We start from the raw sequence: 21766 nt of genomic DNA on the forward strand, positions 1-21766 counted from the left end.
TACAGGCGGCGACAAACATGCGACGAAAAATAATGATTTTGTTGGTTACAATCCTTTCGCTCTCGTTGGTTTCATGTACCAATATCCAGAGAATAAACATTGAAGATCAAACATTTCAACTCATTAACGGAATTGACAAAAAAGGAAATCAACTCTATTTCTATAGCGTCGCACCCGTTTTTAGCAAAGAAGCCATAAAAAAGACCGAGGATTACGAAGAGAAATCGCATACTATGCGTACTTCACGCCAGGAATTCGATTCTCGTGTAACTGCCTTGTCAATAGCTGCCAAGCTGCAGGTGCTTTTGGTCGGGAAAGGTTTAGCAAAGGAATATAATGTTTATGAATTAATGGATGTATTGTACCGGGATGTAGGAAACGGGAGTAACGCACGCGTAGTTCTGGTAGATGGTCCTGTTAAGGATGTCATCAGCTTTTCACCGGAAAACAGGCCACGACTTCCCATCTTGTTAGTTAAGTTAATTGATGCAGCTTATTTTCGGAACTTAACCCAGAAAGTGACACTGCCTGAATTCCAATGGCAAATGACAGAACCAGGAATCACTCCTTTCGTGTCCGAAATAATGCTTGATAAGCAGGGCATCAGGTTAAAAGGAATGGCTTTGCTAAACAGTCATGGTAAATATGTGAACTCGCTTGATTTGACTGAAAGTATTATGTTTAGCATGCTTGTGCGGAAAAAGCAAGGGACCTATTCATTAACCGTGCCAATCAAGAAAGGCGATGACAAAGCAACGAATAAATATCTTTCAGCTACCTATGATAGTGTTAGAGATAAAGTGAAGGTTAGCATGAGAGATGGACATTTTCATTTTGATATTGAGTTGAAGATGGATGCCAATATAACAGAAAGTATCAATCTTGTTACAAGGGATAGAGATTACTTACAAATTAAGAAAAAGTTAGAAAAAATATTGGATAAGGACTTCAAGATCCTCATAAAAAAATTACAAAAGAATAAGGTTGATCCAATCGGTTATGGCTTGTACGCTCAAGCTTATCAGTATAAAGAATGGAAAAAAATAAAGGACCGATGGCCTAAAGAGTTTGCGAAAGCTACGTTTTCATTAAAAACAAATGTAAGGTTTAAATACCCGGGGAGTGTTCAGGAATAGGGACAAGTGAAAAGACATTTAGTTTACATAAAAATATTACAGTAAACCTAATGTCTACTGCATTATAAATAATAGTATAATCTGCAACTTTTTTTTCCTAACGAATGTCTATAGGATTGGTTGTGGAAGAAGAAGGAATTTTTCACACCACGCCATACATTCTGTTTGTATCCTTTACTATCTTATCCATTACTAGAAAAACATCTAGTGCATGCCTTATGCATATGGGGTGGTGCTCACAATGGATATAAGTGTATAGTAGCAATCTGGTTCGTATGGAACGGGAAACTCAGGTGATGTTGAATATAGATTTACATTACATCCCATGAATAACGTCAAACAGGACAGTCAAAGTACATGTGATGATGCGTCTTCTCCTTAAAGCCAACTACTGAATGGAGAGATAAGAAATAGTAAACCATCTACCTGATTCCCATATACATGTAGCCGTGCTGCCACCACAGCACGGCCTTTTTTTCTGTAATAGAAAGTATGAACTTCGTGGAGTTACTTTCTTTCTTCTTTCCTATTATTAATTGGGAGAACGTTCACTTTCCTTAAAAGAGGGTTCTTGTTTCTGAATCGATAGGGGATGGATCAAGTTTGTTTTGACTGGATATTGATTACGTATTGCAATTAATTCTGATACAGTAACGAAATGATATCCCTTCTTTTCTAACTCGGGTAGAATTTTTTCTAATGCATGTACGGTTTGTTCTCTACGACCCCCGAAATCATGAAATAGAACAATATCGCCGTTACGTGCATTTTTAATTACTTTATTTACTATTTTTGAGACGCCAGGATCGCTCCAATCACGCGTATCTTGGTGCCAAGACCACATTACGACAAGGTATCCCATTTCTTTTGCTGTTGCAATTACTTTTTGGCTGTAATAACCTCCAGGTGGTCGAAACAAGGTAGGCTTTGTTCCAGTAATATCTTGAATAATATTTTGTGTTTCCTGAATCTGTTTACGAATTTGATCTGTAGACAGATGTCGAAGGTCAGGATGGCTAAACGTATGGTTAGAAATTTCATGGTGCTGTAATGCCATTTGTTTGATAATCTCTGGATTTTTCTTTATCCGGTTACCCACAGTAAAAAATGTTGCGTGAGCATTATGCTTCTTTAATAAACTTAAAATTTGAGGAGTAATCTTCCTATCAGGACCGTCATCAAAGGTAAGGGCAATCACTTTTTTCTCAGTTGGAAGCTCCCAAACAACTTCCCCTTTTTTTTCATAATAATCTCTGTCCCTCGATTGGGAACCAACTTCAGAAGTTGGCAGCAATAGTAAGGCAATACAAATATGGAACATCATAACTATCTTTGGCTTCGAAAGCATGATCCTCTCCCTTTCTGATCGAGTTGAGCGATATTGTTAGGTTGTACAACTGTAGGGAAAAGTATGTTTGCCTGATTTCTTCCAAGCGTCACTCCAATATAGTTTGAAATAGTTTGGGAATTACAATAAAATGGTCATGAAATGCGGATGACAATTAGAATTGAATGAGGTAATAGTAAGTACAGGAGGAAGTATGTATAACCACGAAGCTGTAAACAGAGCAAAAACATATATCTTATCCAAAATTTCCAAACCTCCAACACTCGGGTTGGTATTGGGATCGGGTCTGGGTGATCTAGCTGAAGAAATAAAGGGCGCTTCCATTATTCCATATCAAGAGATCCCGCACTTTGTACGTTCCACTGTTGATTATCACGCAGGACAACTGGTAATCGGTGAACTGGAAGGGCTTACTGTTCTGGCGATGCAGGGGCGATTTCATTTGTATGAAGGATATAGTATGGATGAAGTCACTTTCCCGATACGTGTCATGAAAGCTCTTGGGGTCACTCACGTTATCATGACGAATGCTAGCGGAGGGCTTGAATGTACTCAGCAACCTGGAGATTTGATGCTAGTAGCCGATCATATTAATTTAATGGGAATGAACCCATTGATTGGTCCTAATCATAATCCGTTTGAGGAGCGTTTTCCCGATATGAGTCAAGCTTATTGTCCAAGGCTAAATGAACTGGCGAAAAATGTAGCGACCGAACAGCAAATTAATTTGCTGGAAGGGGTTTATGTCGCCTTCAATGGACCTAGCTTTGAGACACCAGCTGAGATAAGGATGGCACGTTTGCTCGGGGGACAAGCAGTTGGAATGTCAACCGTTCCAGAGGTAATTGTTGCTAATCATGTAGGGATAAAAGTGTTAGTGATTTCTTGTATATGCAATATGGCTGCAGGAATCCTGCCTCAACCCATTACGGCAGAAGAAGTATATGAAGCTGCTGGTAAAGCAAAGGATACGTTTGCGTCATTACTTCGAGGTGTCGTAAAACGTATCTCTTCCTAATCTGAATCTCAAAAACTAAAAATGAATGTTATTCAAAGTGTGATTTTGCTTTAATGAATAATGAGGGGAGATGTGATTACAGTGGCTGATTTTATTCAATCTGTAAAGTATGAGAATGGCAAACTTTATATTCTGGATCAAACCAAGTTACCGACTAGTAAGGAATTTCTGGAGATCGATCAAATAGAGGATGCTTGGGATGCGATTAAAGAATTAAAAGTGAGGGGAGCACCGGCTATCGGAATAGCTGCCGCATACGGTTTGCTAGTAGGTATTATGGATGCTCCAGAGAGTAGCTTTGAACAATTTTATCAGGTATTTACTGATAAAAAAGAATATTTGGCAACCTCTCGTCCGACAGCCGTGAACTTGTTTTGGGCACTAAATCGTATGGAAGAACGTGCAGTTCTAGAGAAGGAAAAGTCAGTTAAAGAGATCAAGGCATTACTGGTGCAAGAGGCTCACGCTATTCGGGATGAAGATGAAGAGACTTGTCGTTTAATTGGGGAACATGCTCTCCCATTATTTCAGGACGGAATGGGTGTTTTAACGCATTGTAATGCAGGTGGAATCGCTACAGCCCGTTATGGTACAGCCCTTGCTCCAATCTACCTGGCACAGCAAAAGGGAATGTCGTTAAAAGTATTCGCAGATGAAACCCGCCCTCTTCTTCAAGGAGCTCGCCTCACTGCTTGGGAACTACATGAAGCTGGAATTGATGTGACATTAATTACGGATAGTATGGCAGCGATGGTTATGTCCAAGGGCTTAATACAAGCAGTAATCGTAGGATGTGACCGGGTAGCTGCTAATGGAGATGTTGCCAATAAAATTGGTACCTATGGAGTTGCATTACTTGCTAAAGCACACAATATTCCTTTCTATGTGGCAGCCCCACTATCTACAATTGACATGAAAACACTCTCTGGAGGCCAGATACCGATAGAGGAACGCGATGGTGCTGAGATTATTGAAGGATTCGGCAAGAGGACAGCTCCGGCAGATGTTAAAGTGTATAACCCTGCGTTCGATGTCACTCCCCATGAATTAATAACGGCGATTATCACAGAAAAGGGTGTGAGTAGAGCACCTTACGACAAGTCGTTAGCAGAGCTATTTCACAAATAAATAAACCTAGAGTCGTCTTGTGACTTACGAAAATGAGAAGGAAGCAAGTATTAGCTTGCTTCTTTTTTCCTATGGGAAAATGAGTAGCAAAAAATGATGGATATTTGATAGACATGAAAATAAAATGTTAGCAAAATTACAGACAATATTAAAAAGTGTTGAAATGAAACTGGTACAAACTTTTATGAAAAAAACTTAGATAAAACCAGATTCTTGTGGTAGGATATAAAGTGCTCTGTTTAATTGGAGAAGTGTATAGGAGGGTAGGCGTTACATGGAAAACGTACAAAAAGGTAATATTTTTGCTAACAAATTTATCAGATATATCTTGCTGGCGGGTGTATTTGTACAAATTGGAACATGGGTTCGAAATTTCGCTATTTTATTATTCGTCATGGATTCTACACAAGGAAATTCAACAGCAGTATCCCTCATCTACGTTGCAGAATTCGCTCCTATCTTTCTGTTTTCATTTATAGGTGGAACATACGCAGATAGGTGGAGGCCCAAACGAACGATTGTATGGTGTGATATTTTGAGCGCAATATCCGTTTTTGCAGTATTATTTACGCTGATCTTCGGCTCTTGGAAAGCTGTTTTCTTCGTAACATTAGTCTCTGCGATCTTATCTCAATTTTCCCAACCTTCAATGATGAAGCTGTTTAAACAGCATGTACCACAAGATCAGTTACAAGCTGCTATGGCAATGTTTCAAACGCTGATGGCAATATTCATGATTATTGGTCCTGCAATTGGTACAATGATCTTCCAAAAGTATGGGATAACGGTATCAATTGCAGTAACAGGTATTTGTTTCTTGTTATCTGCGGCGGTGTTATACTTTTTACCAGCTGATCAAGCTCCAGTTCGTGAGCTAAAAGAAACAACCGTGCGAAAAGATATTATGGATGGTTTCAAGTATGTGAAGAACAGTTTCGCTCTTCGTATCATGGCAGGAGCCTTTTTGGCGGCTGGTTTAGCTGTAGGAATCTTGCAACCATTGGGTGTCTTCGTCGTAGTGGAACAATTGGGAATGGCAAAGGAGAACCTGCAATGGTTCCTTATGGTTAATGGTGGTGCCATGTTAGTAGGCGGAGCATTAGTCATGGGTCTTTCTCGGAAAATTTCCCCGCAGAAATTGCTTACGATCGGAATGGTAAGCAGTGCGATATCTGTAATAGGAATAAGTTTTTCAACCAGTTTCTTTATTGCGCTCTGTTTTCAATTTATTAATGGTTTACTCTTTCCGTGTATTAGTACGGGGATTAATACGATCATTCTCGGTTCTACAGACGAAGAATATGTAGGGCGCGTAAACGGGGTACTTAATCCACTCTTTATGGGGGGAATGGTGATCATGATGATCTTCTCAGGCTTGATCAAAGAGATGGGTTCCCTTCAACTTAGTTATCAGATGGCAGGCCTATTGTTTATTATAGGAGGTCTTCTTATCATACCGATGTATCGAGAAACGATTATTAAAAATGATTCTGTTACTACTACTTCTACAGCTACAAATGAGTAGAGTAGGCAGGAATAACCTACCGATTCATTAGCCATTTCACAGAAAAAGAGTGTTCGAAATGTGAATTTCACATAAACGAACACTCTTTTTCTGTGAAAAACGTCTCGACGACGTTTTTCATAAAATTGGATGTGACCGCTTGCGGTCCAACAAAACGGTCATGACCGTTTTGTTACGAATTCCTACATGTTCCACTCTAATTGACGCCCACCGACAATGTGGTAGTGAAGATGGAAAACAGTTTGCTGTCCATTTTTTCCAGTATTCGTAATGACACGGAAACCTTCTTCATCCAAATTCATTTCTTTTGCAATATGCTGAATGGCTAAGTGAAGATGTCCAATCAAATCCTTATCCTCAGCAGTGATTCCCATAACGGAAGGAATGTGTTTTTTAGGGATAATCAGAATATGTACAGGTGCCATAGGACTTATATCGTGAAAAGCATATACATGGTCATCCTCATATACTTTTTTGGATGGAATATCCCCATTAATAATTTTACAAAAAAGACAGTCCACGTATCATTACCCCTTCCAGATTGTGTTTACTTTCCATTGTAGACAAATCGTTTGCTCATGGCTAGTCTATAACCATAAATAGTAACAATATAAGAATATTTCCCTGGCAAGCGCATATTCCAACATTTTTCGTGTTAATATAATTGAGTGTCGAATAATATGCATGAAAACTATACATATAATACATAATTATTCATCTAATAATCTAAAGAATAACAAAGGAATATAAAGATTTCATAAATTTCTCCTTGAGATTTTTATAAAAATTCATATAAAATAGTATATAAATATAAATTAACAGATAGATAGGATGAAGAGAGAATGCTACAATACGACACATTACAACAAGAAAGCTTAAATCCGTACGAAATTGTTCAAGAACAAATTGAGAAAGCAGCAGCATTACTTAATCTTTCTCGAGAAGCGGTTGAGATTCTAAAAAAGCCGAAACGTGTACTTAGTGTAAATTTTCCAGTGAAAATGGATGATGGATCTGTTCGTGTCTTTGAAGGATATCGTTCCCAACATATTGATGCGTTAGGACCAACCAAAGGTGGAATTCGTTTTCATCCAGATGTTAACTTAGATGAAGTAAAAGCATTATCAATGTGGATGAGCTTTAAATGTGGTGTCGTTGAATTGCCTTATGGTGGCGGTAAAGGTGGAGTTATCTGTGATCCACACACATTTAGTGAAGGGGAGCTAGAGAGAATCAGTAGAGGTTTTATGGAAGCCATCTCTGATTTCGTCGGTCCTAATAAAGATATTCCTGCTCCAGATGTGTATACGAATGCAAAAATTATGGGCTGGATGATGGATACTTACAGCCGTTTGAAAGGCGAGGTTTCTCCTGGGGTTATTACTGGAAAACCAATCATCTTAGGAGGTTCCCTTGGTAGAAATGAAGCAACAGCTAGAGGTTGTGTTGTTACCATTATTGAGGCATTAAAACAAAAAGGTAAGGAGCCTACAAACGCTACTGTTGCCATCCAGGGATTTGGAAACGCAGGCCGTATTGCTGCGGAACTTCTTCATGAATTAGGTGCTAAAATTGTTGCAATCAGTGATTCCAAGGTAGCTTTGTATGCAGAAGAAGGTATTAATCTCCCGAAAGCAATTCAAGCAAAAGATATTGGAACACTTTCCGAATTGGAAGCTGTGACTAAAATTAATCATGCTGAATTGCTGGAGCTAGATGTAGACATATTGATTCCAGCTGCTCTGGAAAATGTGATTACAGCAGAAAATGCTGATCGAATTAAAGCTGAGATCATTGCAGAGGCTGCAAATGGACCAACAACTCCTGCGGCTGACTTGGTACTACGTGAAAATGGTAAACTGGTTATTCCAGATATCTTGTCCAATGCTGGTGGAGTTACCGTTTCATACTTTGAATGGGTACAAAACTTGATGAACTATTATTGGACCGAAAAAGAAGTAAACGATCGTTTAAATCATGTTATGGTTCGCTCTTACCATAATGTTTCTCGCTTGGCAGAGCAGTATCAAACAGATATGCGTACAGCTGCTTATATGCTTTCTTTACTTCGCATTACGGAAGCTATGAAAGCAAGAGGTTGGTGTAACTAATTATTTGGTAACATAGATATGAATCCCGCCGGCAGTTACGTGGCCGGCGGGTTTTTACTGTTCCCTCATTCCTGCAGGTGATTTATACTATGTATGCTGGGTAATTTGGCGTGAGCGCTTACACCAAACTTCCGCTTTCATCCTGATGTGTTTTCATCAATTTCTCTGATATCTGTAACGTAAATTGAGTGATAATCGTCTTTACATTATGACCTTTTCTCAGCAAGAACAAATGGTTCTACTGATAGATAGAAAAAGGAGGAACCAAATTACATGAATAAGATGTGCACATTTTCTGCAAGCTTATGGGCAATGTTGTTATCGGCAACAATTGTGACTGGTTGTCAAGCAGAAAACGAACCAACGCCTGAACAGCTTACAGAGAACACCAAGGCAGAACAACAAACAACCAGTGAAACGGATAAAAAGGAAGAACCATCTGCAACAGCACCTGATTCGAATGGTCAGACTGGTACCTCTACTCCTGCTGCGGGGATTTCAAGTAATCCTTCCAGCAATTCACCCAATCAATCTGGGGAGTCGGGCAGTTATAATCAAGTTAGTGCCCCCGAAAGTATCTCAGTTCTGGTTAACAAGCAAAACAAACTGCCTGACCAATACAAGCCTAAGGATTTAGTATATCCAGATGTCCCCTTTGTCTTTAGTGAAAAGATTGAGAAACGAATGATGAGAGCAGAAGCAGCAGGGGCGTTGGAAAAGATGTTCGCTGCGGCGAAACAAGATGGTGTAGCACTCGCAGGAGTGTCTGCCTATCGTTCAAATGCAACACAGACAGCTCTTTTTAATCGTTACGCCCAGAAAGATGGGATAGAAGCAGCACGTAAGTATTCAGCAGAGCCAGGACACAGTGAGCATGAAACAGGTTTATCCATAGATGTCTCAGGTAGTACAGGTGAATGTGCTGCACAGGATTGCTTCGGGGGAACAGAAGAAGCAATTTGGTTGGAGCAAAATTCTTGGAAACATGGTTTTGTCATTCGCTATCCAAAAGGAAAAGAAGCGATTACTGGCTATCAGTATGAACCATGGCATATACGTTATGTAGGTGAAGAGAATGCCAAAGCAATTCAGGATAGAGGGATTACATTGGAAGAATTTAGTGAATCACCTACTGCTTTCGCCCCATAATCAGTCAGAGGATGGACCTGTTGTCCACCATTATTTTCATTTTTTTACGTACAGATATCAGAACTGCCTTTCAAACAGATCTAGGTTTGAAGGGCAGTTCTTTTATAAGCTGATTTTGACTCTTTTGTATATATAAAAGTAGTTATGTGCATGTACCAAATTGTTCTCTTTCAGAGAAATACGAAAAAGTGAAACAAAAAGGTAGGGAAGAATGTCCTTATAGATAAGGCTTTTTGTGAAGGAGTGTATATTATGAAGAAAAGAACGAGCCAAATTGTTGCTTCATGTGTTGCAATCAGTATCATTACAGTAACACCTGGTTTATCTCATGCAGCAATTCCCAAGACAATAGAAATTCAAAAAACGATGCCAACACATGTTAAAAAATCATATGAAGCAATACAGAATCTGTTGCCGGATTTAGAATCCTTGAAACCTTCTAGCGTACGTTTGGTTCCATCTGACGATTTTCAAAAAGAAAATACTTGGCTTGTTCATGCAAGTGGGGGTACTAAACAATCGAACAGTGCAAGTGTAGAGATTAATGATAAGACTGGCGAAATATTGAGCCTGTCGATTTCACAGCCTGCTAATCAGTCTAAGGCGGAAGCGATTTCGGCTGAAAAAGCAAAGCAGAGTGCTCAAGAATTTGTAAGTGAAATGATGGGACAAAAGCTGGCAACCTATCGGCAAGAGCAACTTACCATCCCAAATAGCCAAAATGGCAGCCAATCGGTCACGTTTACACGTCTTATTAATGGCATTCCGTTCGACAACGATAAGATTATCGTCCAAGTATCAAATGAAGAGAAGGTCATCAGTGTAAATCGAACGACGAAGTTCGATCAAGATATACAGAGTAAACAGTTCCCTGATCCAACCAAGGTCATAACACATGAGAAGGCACAAAAAGCCGTTCAAAAAAATGCTTCCCTTTCACTTGTAGTAAATTCAGCTCAAGCTCAATTGGGTGATAAAGATAATACTGTGAGTAACACTGTAGACGAAAGCCAACCTGTTTTGAAATATGTTGCCAAGTATATTCCCATTATTGATGCCAGTACGGGAAAAGAAGTAGAGGGATATGGGAAACGAATAGAACGTGATTCCAAGTATTCTGTTTCAGGCAAAGGTGAAATCCCTATATTAGGAAATCAACAGGAAGCAGAAAAGATTATCGCTGAAATGGGGTTATCTACTGCGAAGAACACTTTCTCAGAAGGCACCGGTTTCTACCAGTGGAAAAGTGAAGATGGTAAGCATCAAATCGTTCTTCAGTTTGATCCGATCAGTAAAAAGCTCAGCCAAGTGAGTACCATTCAAAACAAACCTACAGAATCAACAGATGAAAAACTGTTACGTGAACAAGAAGCGATAGGAAAAGCTCTTTCCTTCCTTGATAATTATGTAGATTCTAAGCAAAAAAATCTGCAGCTTTATTCTGTATCAACAAATGAAGAAGCAGTTCCAGATTGGGTAGACCAGGAGAAATTACAGACTGCCATAGCGAAACCTGATGTGTATTATCTGTTATTCCGTGTAGTAGATAATAATATCCCTGTAGAAAACTCAGCTTATCGAGTATCAATTGATGCAAAAACAGGTGCAATTACTGGTTTTACTTTTCAACCATTACACACACCAGTTACGAGTAACCTGCAAATGAACCGGATTCTTTCTACGGATAAAGCAACTGATCAATTCGTTAAGAACTTAGAAATGGAATTGGTGTATGTTTGGGAGAGCTATCAAGATCAAAAAGCACCAGCACCTGTCTTACAATATCGATTAAAAGGCTATGATAAGAACGCCTATATAGATGCATATACAGGTGAGTTTATTCAAACTTCACAAGTGAAGTAGAAGTTGCCTGACATACCTAATAAAAGTGGCAAGCGATATCCGTCAACATATCTGACAGATATTCGCTTGCCATTTTTTACGACCATTTCTCTTTGAAATTCCCAACGATTCGTTTAATCGGGGAGACGGTGATAAACGCTTTAGGATCAGCTTTCAAAACGATTTTTTTAAGGCATGGCCATTGGTGCTTCACAATTACGCACATTAGCACTTGTTTTTTTGAATGAGTATAAGCGCCGCTTGCATCCCACAAGGTAACGCCCCGGCCTACTACTGATTGTGTGATGACGTCTGCCACTTCTTCACCATTGCGAGTAATAATGGTTACGGAGATGCGGTCCACATGATTCAAGATCAAATCTACTGTTTTCGCACCAACATACATCGAAATGATGGTGTACATAGCTAGCTCAGGAGTTCCATAATAGGAGGATGCCAAGACAATAAAACCGTTAATGGCTAAACTAAAAATCCCAATCGGAATTTGAAATGAACGGGCTACAATGCGTCCTAGTATATCAGTTCCTCCTGTGGAGCCTCCAAAGCGCATGACAATTCCAACCCCAGCATTAGCAATACATCCCCCAAAAATTGCTCCTAATAGCGCATTATCTGTCCAGATCTTTTCTTGTGGAATGATTGATAAAAAATAGGAAAGAATTATAACTGCAAATATTGTGTAAACAAGAAATTTCTTCCCGATTTTAAAGTATCCCAAAATAAGAAGAGGAACATTTAAAAGGAAATACAATACTCCGATTGGCATACCTGTAAGTCGGTATAACAAGGTACTAATACCAGTAATTCCGCCTGGTAACAAATGGTGTGCAGAGATTAAAGCATTTGCTCCAAATGCAAATATAAGACAGCCAACTGTAATCCCTGCAAGTTCGCCAATTATTTTTTTGATGTCTAGGTTAACATTTTTCTTTTGTGTGCTTGCTTCTGTTTGTGTACTCATAAGATGAACTCGACTCTTTTCTCCATACTGTTTTACTTTTTATGAAAATGTTTATATTTATATGTAAACAGCATTTCTGCCAAGATGATTGTAACGAATGATTTTCGAACAATCAATATGTGTGCTCGTAGGAATGGGTCAATGCGTTGAACTTTGTAAGAACTGACCAGAAGGAAATGTGTATAGAACCATCTGTTTGACTCCAAGCTTTCTGTATGACATCATATTTGAAAGGGGGTTTTACCTAGCGGTAACGTCAATGAGTTCCTTCTACAGATATTATAATTAGAAACTCAGTATACGCAATGTTAAATACTTACATAAAAGCGTTAATTTGGTGGGGAATAGTCGGTTTTTTTGTTAGTAGTATAGCAAGATCTACTAAAGCTTTGACCACCCATGTTATGATTTGCTAATGTAAGAAATTAAAAGAGAGAACTTAATTGGAGGTGAACTCCTTAATTCATTATTGAATTAAGGAAAACGGTTGGAGATATTTAATTTGCTCATGATTGCCTTACTGATTGCTTTGACAGCATTTTTCGTAGCTGCAGAGTTTGCAATCGTAAAAGTGCGAACGAGTAGAATTGATCAGTTAGTAGCAGAAAAAAAGTCTGGTGCGTTAGCAGCAAAAAAGGTTATATCTAATCTGGATGAATATTTATCAGCTTGTCAATTAGGGATAACGATTACGGCCCTGATTCTTGGTATGATAGGTGAGCCTTTTGTACATCATCTTTTAACACCGGTCTTTGAGAAAATGAATTTTCCACCTACAGCTGCTAGTGCGATTTCTTTCATTACAGCACTGGCTGTCGTAACATTTTTACACGTAGTTCTAGGGGAGCTTGCACCAAAAACATTAGCAATCCAAAAAGCAGAACAGGTAACTCTATCTTTATCTAAACCGTTGATTATTTTTTATCGTGTGATGTATCCATTTATTTGGGTTTTAAATGGGTCTGCTCAAAAATTTGCAGGACTCTTTGGACTGAAACCCGCTTCAGAACATGAGCTTGCCCACACAGAAGAGGAATTACGTTTGATTCTTTCTGAAAGCTACCATAGCGGTGAAATTAATATGGCAGAATTCAAATATGTTAATAATATCTTTGAGTTCGACAATCGAATTGCCAAAGAGATCATGGTACCACGTACAGAAATGACTGGTCTTTATCTGGATGACCCGATCTCAGAACATATTAAAATCTTGCGAACTGAAAAGTACACTCGTTATCCTGTCTTTGGTGAAGACAAAGACGATGTAGTTGGAATGGTCAATGTAAAAGACTTCTTTATTAATAGTCTTGGCGAGAGTGAGCTTGAAATAACGAGTATAAAACAATTTGCCCGCCCGGTTCTAAAAGTAATTGAAACCATGGCAATTCACGATTTGCTATTGCAAATGCAGAAAAAACGCATTCAGATGGCAATATTATACGATGAGTACGGTGGTACTGCCGGTTTGGTTACGTTAGAGGATATCATCGAGGAAATCATTGGTGAAGTGCGAGATGAATACGATGATGACGAGCGTCCGCGCATTCAAGATATCGGTAAGGACCATAAAATTGTTGATGGTAAAGTGTTGATTAGTGAAATCAATGATATATTTGGTCTTCATATCAGTGATCAAGAGGTTGATACGATAGCTGGTTGGATCTTGATGCAAAATCCTGATTTGAAAAAAAGCGTGCCGATTACTTATGATGGATTTGAATTCCGTATTCTGGAAAAAGAGGTAAATCACATCAAGAGTATTGAAATCAAGCCTGCTCCGAGTATGGAAGAAGCAGAGGAGCTTATCGAAAAAGAGTAAGTAATGACGCTGTATGTATAGTAAAAGAGGAGGTGAAAACCTCCTCTTTTTTAGTTATCTTGGAAAGTATAATTGAATTTTGATGATAAAACATGTAACATGGAAGAGATTAATATCGCTTATTTATCTAGAGTGAACTTTTGTAATGATACTGACATCCAGTGGGATGATCATTCAGAGTCTTACATATGTTATGCATGAGCCCTTATGGCTGCATATACAGAAGAAAGGTAAGCTCTCATTCCTCCAATCGGAAAGAGAGCTTTTCCATACTTATACGGATATAAAGGAGTTAGTAAAAATGAGTGTAACCATGGACAAAGTCGTTGCTCTTGCCAAACACAGAGGATTTGTTTTCCCAGGTTCCGAAATCTATGGGGGTCTAGCTAATACGTGGGATTATGGTCCACTTGGTGTTGAATTAAAAAACAATATTAAAAAAGCTTGGTGGAAAAAATTTATTCAGGAATCTCCCTATAATGTTGGACTGGATGCTGCTATTCTAATGAACCCAAAAGCATGGGTAGCTTCTGGTCATGTGGGTAACTTCAACGATCCGATGATTGACTGTAAAAAATGTAAGGCTCGTCATCGTGCTGATAAACTTATTGAAGAAAAATTAGCTGAGAAAGACATAGAGCTAGTTGTTGATGGTCTTCCATTTGAAAAAATGCAAGAATTAATTCAGGAACATGCTATTGTATGTCCGGATTGTGGAAGCAAGGAATTCACTGAAATTCGCCAGTTCAATCTGATGTTTAAAACGTTCCAAGGTGTAACGGAATCATCTGCTAACGAAATTTTCCTTCGTCCAGAAACGGCTCAAGGTATTTTTGTTAACTTTAAAAATGTACAGCGCACGATGCGTAAAAAGCTACCATTTGGTATCGGACAAGTCGGAAAGAGCTTCCGAAACGAGATTACCCCTGGTAACTTTACATTCCGTACACGTGAATTTGAACAAATGGAGCTTGAGTTTTTCTGTAAGCCAGGAGAAGACCTGAAATGGTTCGAGTTCTGGCGTAACTACTGCTTCCAGTGGCTTCTTGACCTAGGTGTTAAGGAAGAAAACATTCGCCTGCGTGATCATAATGCTGATGAATTGTCTCACTACAGTGCAGGAACCAGCGATATTGAATACAAATTCCCATTTGGCTGGGGAGAACTATGGGGTATTGCTGACCGTACCGATTATGACTTGAAGCAACATATGGAGCATTCCGGTGAGGACTTTAACTACCTAGATCCAGAAACGAATGAGCGCTATGTACCTTATTGTATCGAACCTTCTTTGGGAGCGGATCGTGTAACACTTTCTTTTCTTATTGATGCGTTTGAAGAACAAGAGCTAGAAGGTGGAGACAGCCGTACAGTTCTGCGTTTCCATCCAGCATTGGCACCATATAAGGCAGCCATTTTCCCATTGTCTAAAAAGCTGTCTGAACCTGCAACAAAAGTATTTGCTGATCTGGCAAAACACTTCGCAGTTGATTATGATGAAGCAGGTTCAATCGGTAAACGATACCGTCGTCATGATGAAATCGGTACTCCTTTGTGCATCACATATGATTTTGAATCTGAGCAAGATGGTATGGTAACGGTTCGAGATCGTGATTCAATGGAACAAACACGTGTAGCTATTGCAGATTTGAAACAATTCATTGAGGATAAAATCTCATTCTAATAAGAAGAAGCAGGGTGATCTATTGAGGTCATCCTGCTTTTATATGTAAGGGAGAGCTTATATGGATATGAAAATTTTTGAATCAAATGATGCACGATTCATTCACGAATTGATGGTGCAAGCATTTATAGAATATAAAGATGAAGAAACTGTACATAAACCAAATGGTAGTAATATAAAAGTCGTTTCTATGAAGAAACAGCTCTTATGAATAGAACCTATGTAATAAAGAAGTAAATTGGCTGAGCAGTTACATTCTTATGGGAAAAGTAAGAATTTTTTCTCATTAGCTGTGTTACAATTATTACATAAGGATATAAGAATGTAATGGATTTGTTATTGGTTTTCCATTTCTATTCCGTAATTTTCTTTTATAATATTCAGTATGATCGGTATCATAATCGGAAAGGAAGGATTACGATGTCAACACAATTATCACTGTTATCTGGCCCGATTTTATTATGTATCGCTATGTTGGGCTTCTGGATTTCCACGGTTACCGTAAAAAGATCGTTGCTCGCTCCTGCAACTACTACTGAAATGACAACAACCTTTGAGACGAATGATCATATAAAGCTGTTGAAAAAAATGGATGATGAAACGTTTGAAGAAGCAACGCTGAAAGCAGAAAAAAATCGCAAAAAAAGAAAAATAAAATAAAATTTGTGAAAGTAAAAAGCATGCTTACAGATAAATGTGTAGCATGTTTTTTGATTTTTAAGAAACAATATTTAAAATACTATATAATTGTTATATTATGTAAAGGGAGGTGTTGCTAATGAAAAAGAGTTTATGGTTAGTACTGATACTTATTTTCACTGTTGCAGGATGTTCCTATCAGCCGCAGGATGATGAAGTAAAACGTCTTGCTGAGTCCATGAAAAAAATTCAATATGAAGTAAATGATTTCACTGCTATTAATGATGATCTACAAGAAATGAAAAAGCGGAATGACAGTATTCGTCCGTATTTTACAGAAAAGGCATTTTATATATTTACTAATAATAATGAGGTTATTTTGCCAATTAAAGTAGCAGAGAAACAAAAAGCAAACATAGAAGTTGTCTCGATATCTCTTACATACGCATCTCAGATCAATGAAGAATTTACTTATACGTACGATTTGGTACTTAGATTGTCTTACCCTGAAGGTAAGCCTTCCAAGGAAATCAAGGCACAAGGTCAAATGGATGTAACGTTTGAAGAAAATCGATGGAAGATATCACGGGATTGGGACGGCTTCCCACTGATGCAAGAATATAACCCATAGTAGCTTTCGGACGGTGATAAAGGGAGCATCTCCAGAATGGAGCTGCTCTTTTTTCACAGAGATATTCCGTAACGGTACTTTGGAGTCATCATGCAAGTAATTTAGAAAGAATGTGATCTCTTTTGTATTCAATCGGTCAAGTATCAGAAATAACGGGAATCTCTACTCAAACGCTTCGTGCCTGGGAGAAGAGATATGAAATAATTTCTCCCAGGCGTACTAAAAGCGGCTATCGGTTATATTCCAAAGAACAGATTGATGAACTAAATTGGCTCACCTATCAAATGAATCTTCATGGAATAACGATATCCCAGGCAATTGAGTTGCGAAAAGTAATGCAGCAGCCAGAGTCAGAACAACATATTCCAGTCACCTTTATGGAGCTGCCAGCAATTGAATCGGCATGTCAGGAAATCATACAATCCATGCATAAATTATTGGTTGAACTACGCATACAGGAATTAACGAAGAAAATCGAGACTACTCTCCAAACATATGGTGATGATATATTCTTTTATCAAATTATTATTCCTTTTATGAAACAAGTAGGTACCTGTTGGCAGAATGGTGAACTCACGGTTTGTCACGAGCATCTGCTCTCACAACTCGTTATGCAGAAATTGTATACAACGTTTTCGCTATATCCAACCTCCCTAGAACAACCAAAAGTCTTAACTTATTGTGCAGAAACGGAGCAACATCAAATAGGATTATTGCTCTTCAGTTTATTTCTACGAAAAAGAGGTATATATGTAATCGATTTGGGTGGTAATACACCACACACAGAAGTTGATCATTTTTTACATTTACATCAGATTGATTGGATTTGTGTTTCTATTCAGCGTGTCGAGCAGGCACCTGTTGTATTGAATCTGATAGAGAAATGGATTAAGGAGTATCCACATTTGCAAGCAGTAATCGGCGGAAGCGGTACAACTCAACTGTGGTTGGAACCAGACAAGGTGGAGTACCTTCGAACGAAGGGAGTTCATCTCCTAACGGAAGATCCTGTAAATTGGCAAGAATGGTACCAGCAACAATTCATACAAAGTAAAGAGTAATTCCTAGATAATGGATGGCAACCCGTTCAGAAATGAAACGGGTTGTTTATATGATTATTTATGAAATAAGAAATTTATTTTACAATCATGTATAAGGTTTGTATAATTAGATAAATACTGATATTAATTATGGGAAGAAAACTGACATTCTATATATTGGCGCAAAGGTGATGGGGCATGAGGACATTTTTCAGAAAACCAGGTCTGTTCGGAAAAAAAGAGGAGAGAACGAATTCAATTACAGCAGCTACATTAGAAGAACCGACTGATTATGACGTGCACATTTCCTTGTACCATCCAGAATATAAGACACAATTGAAAATGATTGGATTAGGGATAGAAGATTTACGTATTGCTAAAATGATTCAACCAATTTTAATAGAGCACATTGATGATATTGTACATACCTTTTATCGAACAGTATTAGACGTACATAAACTGAAACAGATTATAGATAAGCACGGGAGTCTGGATCGATTAATAAAAAGCTTGGGACATCATTTGATCGGTATATTTGAAGGGAAAATTGACGAGGAATATCTACATAAACGATTCAGGGTTGCAGATGTTCATGTTCATATTGGACTGGAACCAAAATGGTACATTGCCGCTTTACAAAATGTCCAGTCTCATTTTACTACTATTATATTTAATCAATTGAATAATCAAGACGTGTTACTCAAAGCGATTCATGTCATATCGAAATTGTTTAATTTTGAACAGCAGGTTGTTCTAGAGGCGTATGAAAAAGAATACCGCAATAAAGAGCAAGCATATAAAGGGAAACAACAAATACAATTAAAAATGGCAGATATCAGCAAGGTTTTAGCAACTTTAAGTACGGAGACACAGACATCCCTTGAGCAGTTACTAGATAGCGGGCAAAAGATTACCTTTGGTGCTCGCCACAGTGCGGAGAAATCAAAAGAAACTCTTGTACTTGCAAGTGATGGTCAACAACGTGTGAAAGATCTGGAAAATCGCATTCAAGATATATCAAACAGCATGAGTCAGATGTCATCTGTTATTGAAAAACTTAACCAATCATCTGGTGAAATTCAGAAGATCGTAAAGCTTGTCCAGCAGATTGCTGGTCAAACCAACTTGCTCGCATTAAACTCAGCTATTGAAGCTGCTCGTGCGGGAGAGCATGGGAGAGGCTTTGCAGTTGTTTCACAAGAGGTTCGTAAATTATCCGAGCAGACAAGACAATCTGTAGCTGATGTCTCACTACTCATAAACCAATCTAATGAATACACGGGTCAAGTAATTGCTTCCATCAGAGAGATTCAACAGCTGGTGGTTAGAGGACAAGAAGAATCAGATCATACGGAGAAGGCCTTGAACCAGATTGTAACCTCTATGCAGGTTTCACTGGACGAAATAGAACAAGTAACGGATAGTATGAATCAGTTCATTGAGGATGTTGAAATGTTGAATACATCTTCACAGCAAGTCTCACATTCAGCTCTACAATTAAAAGAGCTTCAAGAAGAATTGAAGCAGTAGCAGGAGCAGCACTTTTCAAAAGAAATGATAAAAAAACTCTTGGTACTTCATAGAAGTGGCCAAGAGTTTTTTATTTGAACATACGAACTAGATACATGATAAGCGATAATACGATACTTAACAGAATACAGGTGACAATCGGAAAATAAAATTTTACGTTTTCCTTTTCGACGACGATATCACCAGGAAGTCTACCAAGAGGGAAGAAACGCCCTCCAACCTGCCAAAGTAAGCCGATTAGTAATAATGCACCGCCGATGATCATTAACGTTTTTCCCATGAGTGACTCCTTTTGTATGTGAAATGAGTGATCCAGCTGGATACTATTATACATTTTCTTAGCAAAGAAGGGGAGTAAGGTTATCTCGATGAAAATACGATTCTATTTCAGAAAATGCTTCCAATCTATGTATAAAAAATAACAATTTGGTTAATGAATGAAAAAATTGAGCATTAAGCACTATAGAAGTATTGCGGAATAGAAAAAGTAACCGTAAAATTTATATGATGGACATCAGGTATGAACAACTAAGGAGGAGTAAACGTGTTTTTTAAACCAAAGGATGACAAGCTATTTGATAAGATAGGACAGATCGTTCTCGTTTTAGGAGAGGCGACCAACTATTTTTCTAATTATGTGAAGTCAGACAATGTAACAATTGAGGTATTTGCATCTACCATGAAAGATTATGAGCATCAAGCAGATACATATATCCATGAAATTACCACCATACTTAATAAGGCATTTATTACACCAATTGAACGTGAAGACATTCAGGAGCTGGCTATTAAACTGGATGATGTGATGGATGGCATGGAAGAATTGGCTTCGCGCATGGAGATTTATCAGATTACCGAACGAGACGATTTTATTTTGGAGTTTACAGATATTCTTGTAGCAGCCTCTAATGAAATTGCTAACGCAACATCATTGTTGTTCCAACGTAACTTTTTAGCAATTGAGCCTCACATTATTAAAATCAAAGAGTTGGAATCTCAAGCAGATAAAGTGTTAAATAATTGTATTCGTCACGTGTTTAAAGAACAAAAGGACCCATTCCGTTTGATTCAGTATAAAGAAATTTATGAGATGTTCGAAGATGTAGCAGACAACTGCGAAGGTGTAGCTAATGCCCTCGAAACAGTTATTATGAGAAATGTGTAGGAAGAAGGAGTATCAGTGGACACCAGCTTTATCATATTAATTTTAATAATTGTTCTAGGGCTATCCTTTGACTTCATAAATGGATTTCACGATACAGCAAATACGATTGCCACATCTGTATCAACTCGTGCCCTGCAACCAACAACAGCGATTTTTCTAGCGGGTATTATGAATTTTTGTGGTGCGCTTCTTTTTACAGGAGTAGCTCAGACCATTACAAAAAACATTGTCGATCCCTTCAGTTTAGAGAATGGCTCGCTTGTTATTCTCGCTGCTTTACTAAGCGCAATTATTTGGAATTTGCTCACCTGGTTTTTTGGCATTCCGAGTAGTTCCTCTCACGCATTAGTGGGTAGTATCGCTGGAGCGGCTATTGCTTCTGCAGGCGTTGGAATCCTAAATTATTCAGGTTTTATCACGATTATTCAAGCACTAATTATTTCACCTGTGGTCGCATTTGGATTGGGATTTCTTATGATGAAGCTTTTTAAAATATTCTTTCAGCATGCCAATCTAATATCCACGAATAAGGGGTTCCGCCGTTTTCAGGTGGTAACGGCAGCTCTACAATCTTTTAGCCATGGAACGAATGATGCCCAAAAGACAATGGGGATTATGACGATGGCGCTGATAACAGCAGGCTATCAAACTACAACAGATATACCTCTCTGGGTTCGCGTCTGTGTAGCGTTAGCGATGGGATTTGGAACAATGATAGGTGGCTGGCGTATTATCAGAACTGTAGGTCGAAAAATAACAAAATTAAAACCGATTAATGGTGCAGCTGCTGATTTATCATCAGCCATTATCATCTTTGGTTTTACTAGTCTGAGGTTGCCAGTAAGTACAACACATGTCATCTCGTCTGCTATTATGGGCGTTGGTTCTGCTCAACGTTTTCGAGATGTAAAATGGGGAGTCGCCAGAAGAATTGTTGTAACCTGGGTTATTACTCTACCAATTACTGCGCTGACCGCTGGTTTGCTTTATTTACTAATCATACAGATCGGGTAGTACAA

At 38.4% G+C, this 21766-nt stretch carries 20 protein-coding genes; 16 read left to right on the forward strand and 4 right to left on the reverse strand.

Annotated features, from left to right (window positions below; translation table 11 throughout):
- Positions 1-17: 17 nt before the first annotated feature.
- Positions 18-1136 carry a Ger(x)C family spore germination protein gene (locus tag LM917_RS09655; protein ID WP_232697297.1) on the forward strand — a complete coding sequence of 373 codons (1119 nt, stop codon included), beginning with the start codon at positions 18-20 and terminating at the stop codon, positions 1134-1136.
- Positions 1137-1668: 532 nt separating this feature from the next.
- Here the strand turns inward: LM917_RS09655 and LM917_RS09660 are convergent.
- The gene (locus tag LM917_RS09660; protein ID WP_232697298.1) at positions 1669-2484 is read right to left on the reverse strand and encodes a polysaccharide deacetylase family protein; all 816 of its coding nucleotides are present in this window, start codon (positions 2482-2484) and stop codon (positions 1669-1671) included.
- 193 nt (positions 2485-2677) lie between these two features.
- Between LM917_RS09660 and LM917_RS09665 the strand changes: the two genes are divergently transcribed.
- From LM917_RS09665 to LM917_RS09675, 3 genes are all read left to right on the forward strand, one after another.
- Positions 2678-3502 (forward strand): purine-nucleoside phosphorylase, encoded by an 825-nt coding sequence (locus LM917_RS09665; protein ID WP_232697299.1) that lies wholly within the window; start codon positions 2678-2680, stop codon positions 3500-3502.
- A gap of 60 nt (positions 3503-3562) precedes the next feature.
- Entirely contained in the window at positions 3563-4630 is a 1068-nt protein-coding gene (mtnA, locus tag LM917_RS09670) for an S-methyl-5-thioribose-1-phosphate isomerase (RefSeq protein ID WP_232697300.1), read from the forward strand.
- Between the two features lie 274 nt (positions 4631-4904).
- On the forward strand, positions 4905-6155 hold the full coding sequence (locus LM917_RS09675; RefSeq protein WP_232697301.1) for an MFS transporter: 1251 nt from the start codon (positions 4905-4907) through the stop codon (positions 6153-6155).
- Between the two features lie 182 nt (positions 6156-6337).
- On the opposite strand, the gene LM917_RS09680 is transcribed toward LM917_RS09675, so the two are convergent.
- Positions 6338-6676, reverse strand: a complete 339-nt coding sequence (locus LM917_RS09680) for a histidine triad nucleotide-binding protein (protein WP_232697302.1) — start codon at positions 6674-6676, stop codon at positions 6338-6340.
- Positions 6677-6997: 321 nt separating this feature from the next.
- Between LM917_RS09680 and LM917_RS09685 the strand changes: the two genes are divergently transcribed.
- The 3 genes from LM917_RS09685 (at position 6998) to LM917_RS09695 (ending at position 11278) form a co-directional block, all read left to right on the forward strand.
- Entirely contained in the window at positions 6998-8266 is a 1269-nt protein-coding gene (locus LM917_RS09685; RefSeq protein ID WP_232697303.1) for a Glu/Leu/Phe/Val family dehydrogenase, read from the forward strand.
- 273 nt (positions 8267-8539) lie between these two features.
- On the forward strand, positions 8540-9415 hold the full coding sequence (locus LM917_RS09690; protein WP_232697304.1) for a M15 family metallopeptidase: 876 nt from the start codon (positions 8540-8542) through the stop codon (positions 9413-9415).
- 252 nt (positions 9416-9667) lie between these two features.
- Entirely contained in the window at positions 9668-11278 is a 1611-nt protein-coding gene (locus tag LM917_RS09695) for a YcdB/YcdC domain-containing protein (protein WP_232697305.1), read from the forward strand.
- A gap of 76 nt (positions 11279-11354) precedes the next feature.
- Here LM917_RS09695 and LM917_RS09700 read toward each other — a convergent pair whose 3' ends face one another.
- Complete coding sequence (locus tag LM917_RS09700) at positions 11355-12239, reverse strand: YitT family protein (protein ID WP_232697306.1); 885 nt, start codon at positions 12237-12239, stop codon at positions 11355-11357.
- A 487-nt stretch (positions 12240-12726) separates the two neighbouring features.
- Here LM917_RS09700 and LM917_RS09705 point away from each other — a divergent pair, with 487 nt between their 5' ends.
- From LM917_RS09705 to LM917_RS09735, 7 genes are all read left to right on the forward strand, one after another.
- Positions 12727-14058 carry a hemolysin family protein gene (locus LM917_RS09705; protein ID WP_232697307.1) on the forward strand — a complete coding sequence of 444 codons (1332 nt, stop codon included), beginning with the start codon at positions 12727-12729 and terminating at the stop codon, positions 14056-14058.
- Positions 14059-14359: 301 nt separating this feature from the next.
- Positions 14360-15742: a glycine--tRNA ligase gene (locus tag LM917_RS09710; protein ID WP_232697308.1), complete on the forward strand. Its 1383-nt coding sequence runs from the start codon at positions 14360-14362 to the stop codon at positions 15740-15742.
- 61 nt (positions 15743-15803) lie between these two features.
- Complete coding sequence (locus LM917_RS09715) at positions 15804-15953, forward strand: hypothetical protein (RefSeq protein WP_232697309.1); 150 nt, start codon at positions 15804-15806, stop codon at positions 15951-15953.
- A 209-nt stretch (positions 15954-16162) separates the two neighbouring features.
- Positions 16163-16402, forward strand: a complete 240-nt coding sequence (locus tag LM917_RS09720; RefSeq protein ID WP_232697310.1) for a hypothetical protein — start codon at positions 16163-16165, stop codon at positions 16400-16402.
- Between the two features lie 118 nt (positions 16403-16520).
- The gene (locus LM917_RS09725) at positions 16521-17012 is read left to right on the forward strand and encodes a hypothetical protein (RefSeq protein WP_232697311.1); all 492 of its coding nucleotides are present in this window, start codon (positions 16521-16523) and stop codon (positions 17010-17012) included.
- A gap of 122 nt (positions 17013-17134) precedes the next feature.
- The gene (locus LM917_RS09730; protein WP_232697312.1) at positions 17135-18073 is read left to right on the forward strand and encodes a MerR family transcriptional regulator; all 939 of its coding nucleotides are present in this window, start codon (positions 17135-17137) and stop codon (positions 18071-18073) included.
- Between the two features lie 177 nt (positions 18074-18250).
- A complete protein-coding gene (locus tag LM917_RS09735; protein ID WP_232697313.1) occupies positions 18251-19582 on the forward strand; it encodes a globin-coupled sensor protein in 1332 nt (443 codons plus the stop codon).
- A 70-nt stretch (positions 19583-19652) separates the two neighbouring features.
- Here LM917_RS09735 and LM917_RS09740 read toward each other — a convergent pair whose 3' ends face one another.
- A complete protein-coding gene (locus tag LM917_RS09740) occupies positions 19653-19862 on the reverse strand; it encodes a DUF2905 domain-containing protein (RefSeq protein ID WP_232697314.1) in 210 nt (69 codons plus the stop codon).
- Positions 19863-20126: 264 nt separating this feature from the next.
- Between LM917_RS09740 and LM917_RS09745 the strand changes: the two genes are divergently transcribed.
- Both LM917_RS09745 and LM917_RS09750 read left to right on the forward strand, forming a co-directional pair.
- Positions 20127-20747: a DUF47 domain-containing protein gene (locus LM917_RS09745; RefSeq protein WP_232697315.1), complete on the forward strand. Its 621-nt coding sequence runs from the start codon at positions 20127-20129 to the stop codon at positions 20745-20747.
- A gap of 15 nt (positions 20748-20762) precedes the next feature.
- On the forward strand, positions 20763-21761 hold the full coding sequence (locus LM917_RS09750) for an inorganic phosphate transporter (protein WP_232697316.1): 999 nt from the start codon (positions 20763-20765) through the stop codon (positions 21759-21761).
- The last annotated feature ends 5 nt before the right edge of the window (positions 21762-21766 follow it).

It is taken from the genome of Brevibacillus daliensis, from assembly GCF_021245735.1.
In the GTDB taxonomy this organism is placed as follows: domain Bacteria; phylum Bacillota; class Bacilli; order Brevibacillales; family Brevibacillaceae; genus Brevibacillus_B; species Brevibacillus_B daliensis.